General features: G+C 63.6%; 5 protein-coding genes, 1 tRNA gene and 1 pseudogene. 2 read left to right on the top strand and 5 right to left on the bottom strand.

Going from position 1 to position 4,291, the window contains the following annotated elements; genetic code table 11:
* From rplK to secE, 3 genes and pseudogenes are all read right to left on the bottom strand, one after another.
* Nucleotides 1–148, bottom strand: a pseudogene (rplK, locus tag AC6RA4_RS23580) (50S ribosomal protein L11); the annotation flags it as partial.
* Nucleotides 149–291: 143 nt separating this feature from the next.
* Complete coding sequence (gene nusG, locus AC6RA4_RS23585; RefSeq protein ID WP_222601866.1) at nt 292–825, bottom strand: transcription termination/antitermination protein NusG; 534 nt, start codon at nt 823–825, stop codon at nt 292–294.
* A gap of 221 nt (nt 826–1,046) precedes the next feature.
* Nucleotides 1,047–1,238 (bottom strand): preprotein translocase subunit SecE, encoded by a 192-nt coding sequence (gene secE, locus AC6RA4_RS23590; protein WP_500164448.1) that lies wholly within the window; start codon nt 1,236–1,238, stop codon nt 1,047–1,049.
* Nucleotides 1,239–1,587: 349 nt separating this feature from the next.
* Here secE and AC6RA4_RS23595 point away from each other — a divergent pair, with 349 nt between their 5' ends.
* Nucleotides 1,588–2,145 (top strand): hypothetical protein, encoded by a 558-nt coding sequence (locus AC6RA4_RS23595; RefSeq protein WP_500164450.1) that lies wholly within the window; start codon nt 1,588–1,590, stop codon nt 2,143–2,145.
* Nucleotides 2,146–2,391: 246 nt separating this feature from the next.
* On the opposite strand, the gene AC6RA4_RS23600 is transcribed toward AC6RA4_RS23595, so the two are convergent.
* A tRNA-Trp gene (locus AC6RA4_RS23600) sits at nt 2,392–2,467 on the bottom strand.
* Nucleotides 2,468–2,523: 56 nt separating this feature from the next.
* Nucleotides 2,524–3,516, bottom strand: a complete 993-nt coding sequence (locus tag AC6RA4_RS23605; RefSeq protein WP_500164452.1) for a zinc transporter ZntB — start codon at nt 3,514–3,516, stop codon at nt 2,524–2,526.
* Between the two features lie 375 nt (nt 3,517–3,891).
* On the opposite strand from AC6RA4_RS23605, the gene AC6RA4_RS23610 reads away from it, so the two are divergent.
* Nucleotides 3,892–4,140 (top strand): hypothetical protein, encoded by a 249-nt coding sequence (locus tag AC6RA4_RS23610; protein WP_500164454.1) that lies wholly within the window; start codon nt 3,892–3,894, stop codon nt 4,138–4,140.
* Nucleotides 4,141–4,291 lie beyond the last annotated feature (151 nt).

Raw genomic sequence — 4,291 nt, forward strand, 5'->3', positions numbered from 1 at the left:
CCATTTCCTGCGTCTTGGCGTTGAACGCCTTGCAGAATTCCATGATGTTGATGCCACGCTGACCGAGGGCGGGACCCACGGGCGGCGACGGGTTGGCTTTACCTGCAGGGATCTGCAGCTTCATGACGCCGGCAAGCTTCTTGGCCATTGTCTGTCTCCTTTACAACACCCCTCGGACGCGTCCTCGGGGCTACTGCGTTGCGTGGTCTGGTCCGGTCATCGCGATGACCTCGCCTCCCACGGTGAAGCGGCATCTCTGCCGCGGGCGACGGGCAAGCCCGCCACCGATCCTCAGCCCTGCTTCGAGACCTGAGTGAATTCCAGTTCGACCGGGGTCTCCCGGCCGAAGATCGACACCGACACGCGCAGGCGCTGGTTGTCGTCGTCGACGCCCTCGACCATGCCGTCGAAGCCCTCGAACGGGCCGTCGTTGACCTTGACCTTCTCGCCCACCTCGAAGTGGATGAGCGTGCGCGGTGCCTCGTCGCTTTCCTGCACGCGGCCAAGGATCGCCTCGACCTCGGCATCGCGCATTGGCATCGGACGACCCTGCGGACCAAGGAAGCCGGTGACGCGGTTGATCGAGTTCACCAGGTGATAGCCCTGGTCCGACATCTCCATGTGCACCAGCACGTAGCCGGGCATGAAGCGCCGCTCGGTGGTCACCTTCTTGCCACGACGCACCTCGATGACTTCCTCGGTCGGAACCAGGACCTCGTCGATCTGGTCCTCGAGCCCCTGCTCTTCGACAGACTGACGGATCTGCTCCGCGATCTTCTTCTCGAAGTTCGACAGAACACTGACCGAATACCACCGCTTCGCCATAGGGCCCCTCTTCCAACCTTGCGCCGGTCAGCTCTGCCGGCAGTCTTTCGCGTCTACGCGACCGTATTTCTCGTGAGGCGTTTGCGCCTCGGAACGGCCTCGCCCCAAACAAAAACCGGCGTGCAACTCGAATCGCTGCACGCCCGCCTGAGGTAAGTGTCCCGTCCCCTACCGCCCTGCCCGGCCGAATTCAAGGCCCGGCACGCGGTTTCGCCCCGGCCTCAGCCGAAGAACGACAGAAGGCCCTGCAGCCCGCTGCGGATCAGGATGTCGACGAGCGCGAAGAAGCTCGCGGTCAGCGCCGCCATGATAAAGACGGTGACGGTGGTCAGCAGCACCTCGCGGCGGGTCGGCCAGACGATCTTGGAGACCTCGGCCCGGGTCTGCTGAATGAACTGAATGGGATTGGCCATCGCGGCGTGCTTTCCGTTTCCGTGCGGTTTCCGGGCATATACGAGGACCGGCGCCCGCTGGCAAGGGCGGGAGCCGCTCACGCGCAGCTCGCAACCGATCACGGGACGGGCGCCCGGTCTCACGAAAAGCTGAAAAAATCCCCGCTTTTGAAAAGCAACCATTCCAGCCCCGAAGCGTTCACGCGCCCGTAGAGAAAACTCTGGGGAAACCAGAGGGTTGGCAGAGTTATTTTCGCGAATTCCCGGCAGGAACCTTTGCGGTCCGGCGGCGGTTGAGGGGTCACAAACGCAGGGCGCCACGCTCTGCACAACACAAGATTAACGAACCACAAGACGAAAGGATCGTATCATGAAACGTCTTCTTACCGCCACCGCCCTCGCCGCAACCATGGCCACCTCCGCCTTTGCAGCATCGCAGGCCGAAGAAACCGCCATTAAGATGTACTACCCGGAAGCAAACTTCTCGATCCTTTCGGATGACCAGGTCGTCGAGATGTTCGCAGTCGCCAACAGCGGTGTTTCCGACACCGAGAAGGCCACCCGCATCGAGGCCATCGCCGCGATGGACAACCCGAGCCCGGCAACCGCTGACGTGTCGAACATGGACCTGACGGCCTACGTACCGGAATGGCGCCTGAACGAGATGAGCGCTGCCGAGAAGCAGGAAGTCATCGCCCTGGTGAACAAGGACGACAACCCGGACAACGTCCGCATCCAGCTGCTCGAGAGCATGGAAAGCGCCGCTCCGAACCTGACCACCGGTGAAGTGCAGGCCGTGAAGAACATCGTGCCCGACGCCGATCTGACCGTGCTCACCACCGAGCAGGTGAACAAGATCCGTGCCGCCATCTATGGCGCGAACGACGACACCGAGATGCGCTCCGACATCGAAGCAGCGCTGTCGTAATTCCGGTGCACGACCGACAGAAGGGCCGCGCAGTTCGCGCGGCCCTTTTTCGTGCGCGGCCGCCTGCCCGAGCGACCCTCGAGCGTGAAGAGCCATAGGGGGGTCGTCGCGGGACATGGCAGTCCGGGCCCGCCCTGACGCCTCTTGCGCAGGACCGACAGCCGCATCGACCAGGGCTTGCGTATGTGCAACGAGGCACCCCGCCTTAATGGCCTCGCGCGGCAATCATCTGATTTTCTGAGAAAGTGGCAGGGGCAGCAGGGTTCGAACCCGCGACCTACGGTTTTGGAGACCGTCGCTCTACCAGCTGAGCTATACCCCTAAGGCCGGGCTTCCGTTTACGAGAGGCTCCGCGGGTTTGCAAGCGGGAAAAGCACCTCAGATCCACCGCATTCTGCGCAGCACCGCAAGCTGCAGCGCGGCCACGATCACCAGCGCTCCGACAAAGATCCAGAAGGCCAGCGGCTCGCCGGTTCCGGGCAGCCCGGCCACGTTGATTCCGAACAATCCGGTGAGGAATCCCAGCGGCAGGAACACCGCCGAGAGAATCGACAGCAGGTACATATTCCGGTTCAGCCGCTCCGAGGCCTGGCTGTTCAGCTCGTCGCGCACCAGCGCCATGCGCTCACGCATCGCGTCGGCGTCTTCGACCACGCGCTCGAGCGCGTCGAGCTCTTCGGCAAGGTGGCGCTGGTCGTCCGCCTCGAGCCAGTCCGGCTGACCATATTGTAGGCTGCGCAGCGCGTCGCGCTGCGGCTGCAGGTAGCGGCGCAGGATGATCGCCTGCCGGCGCAGATCGACAAGTTGCGAGCGAATCTCGGGGCCAGCTTCGTCGAGCACAGCTTCCTCGAGGTCGTCCGCGGTATCGTCGATGCCGTTCCAGTGCCGTTCGATCCGCTGGGTGAGGCTCTCCACCAGCGCGACGAGGAACTCGGCGCAGTCGCAGGGGCCGCGCCCGTGCGCGAGCTCTGATGCGATCTCCTCGATGGCACGCACCTTGCGGCGGGCGAGACTGACGATGCGATAGGGGTCGATCCACATCCGCACCGAGACCATGTCCTCGGGGTCCTGCCCCTCGATTGTGTTGATGCCGCGCAGGATGACGATGAGCCCGTCGCCGATGCGGGTGACGCGCGGGCGCGTCTCCTCGGCGACCAGCGCGTCGATGATGGTGGGATCGAGATAGGAAAGATTCTCGACGATCCAGCTGGGCGTATCGGGGTGCTGGGCCCGCAGGTGAACCCAGCCGAGTTCTTCGCTGCGCAGCACCTCCGGCACGTCTGCCGCCGGCAGCTCTCGCCCATGGCGGTCGCCCGCCAGGACATAGGCGGAATGGATGACGTCATCGGTGCGCGGGACAAGCTCGTTCATGGCGAAAAATTAGCGTCACCGCAGTTTCAGGCAAGCCATCACGGGCGCCGGACCGGCGAAATCCATTATGTGCGCTGGCTCACAACTGCTATCGCATCGGGTGGTGCCGGCTCAAATCGGCTCACAGCTCACGCAGGGCTCGTCGAGGCTGTGATCCTGCGCCGGTTGAATGCCCCTTGAAACGTTGATGTTCCAAAGACTTTTCACGCCATTGGAAGTGGATCGCTCACATTCAAGCACAAGAGTTCGCGAGCCTGCGTGAGCTGCGGCGTGATTTGAAACTGCGGGGGTTTCGTCCGATATCCAACTCATCCGAAGCACGGATAGCAACGCAAACAGCACCTCATGTGCATCTAGGAACCAAAGGACGATATCATGAAACGCTTCATCACCCTCACCGCCGCTGCCATCACCACCGTCGCCGCCCTGACCGGCGCCGCATCGGCCCAGGCCTACAACACCGGCGACAACGCCCGCGCCGCCCTCGAGCGCATTGCACCGAACGCAAATGTCGAGGCCCTGAGCAACGCCCAGGCTGTCGCCGCCTACCAGCTGGTGCAGGACGAAGACGGCGCCGCCAACCAGAAGGCCCGCGCCAAGGCCGTCATCCGTTCCTACCAATGAGCGATGACCCCCGGGAGGGACCCTGCCTCGCATGGCCCCTCCCGGACAGGGCCGCAGCCCTCACATGCAAAAGGGGCGCCCCGAGGGGCGCCCCTTTAAACTGTCCGGCAGGTCGCGCCGGTGGGCGGCGCGACCGGTCAGAAGATCACTC

The sequence above is a fragment of the Salipiger sp. genome (assembly GCF_059781815.1).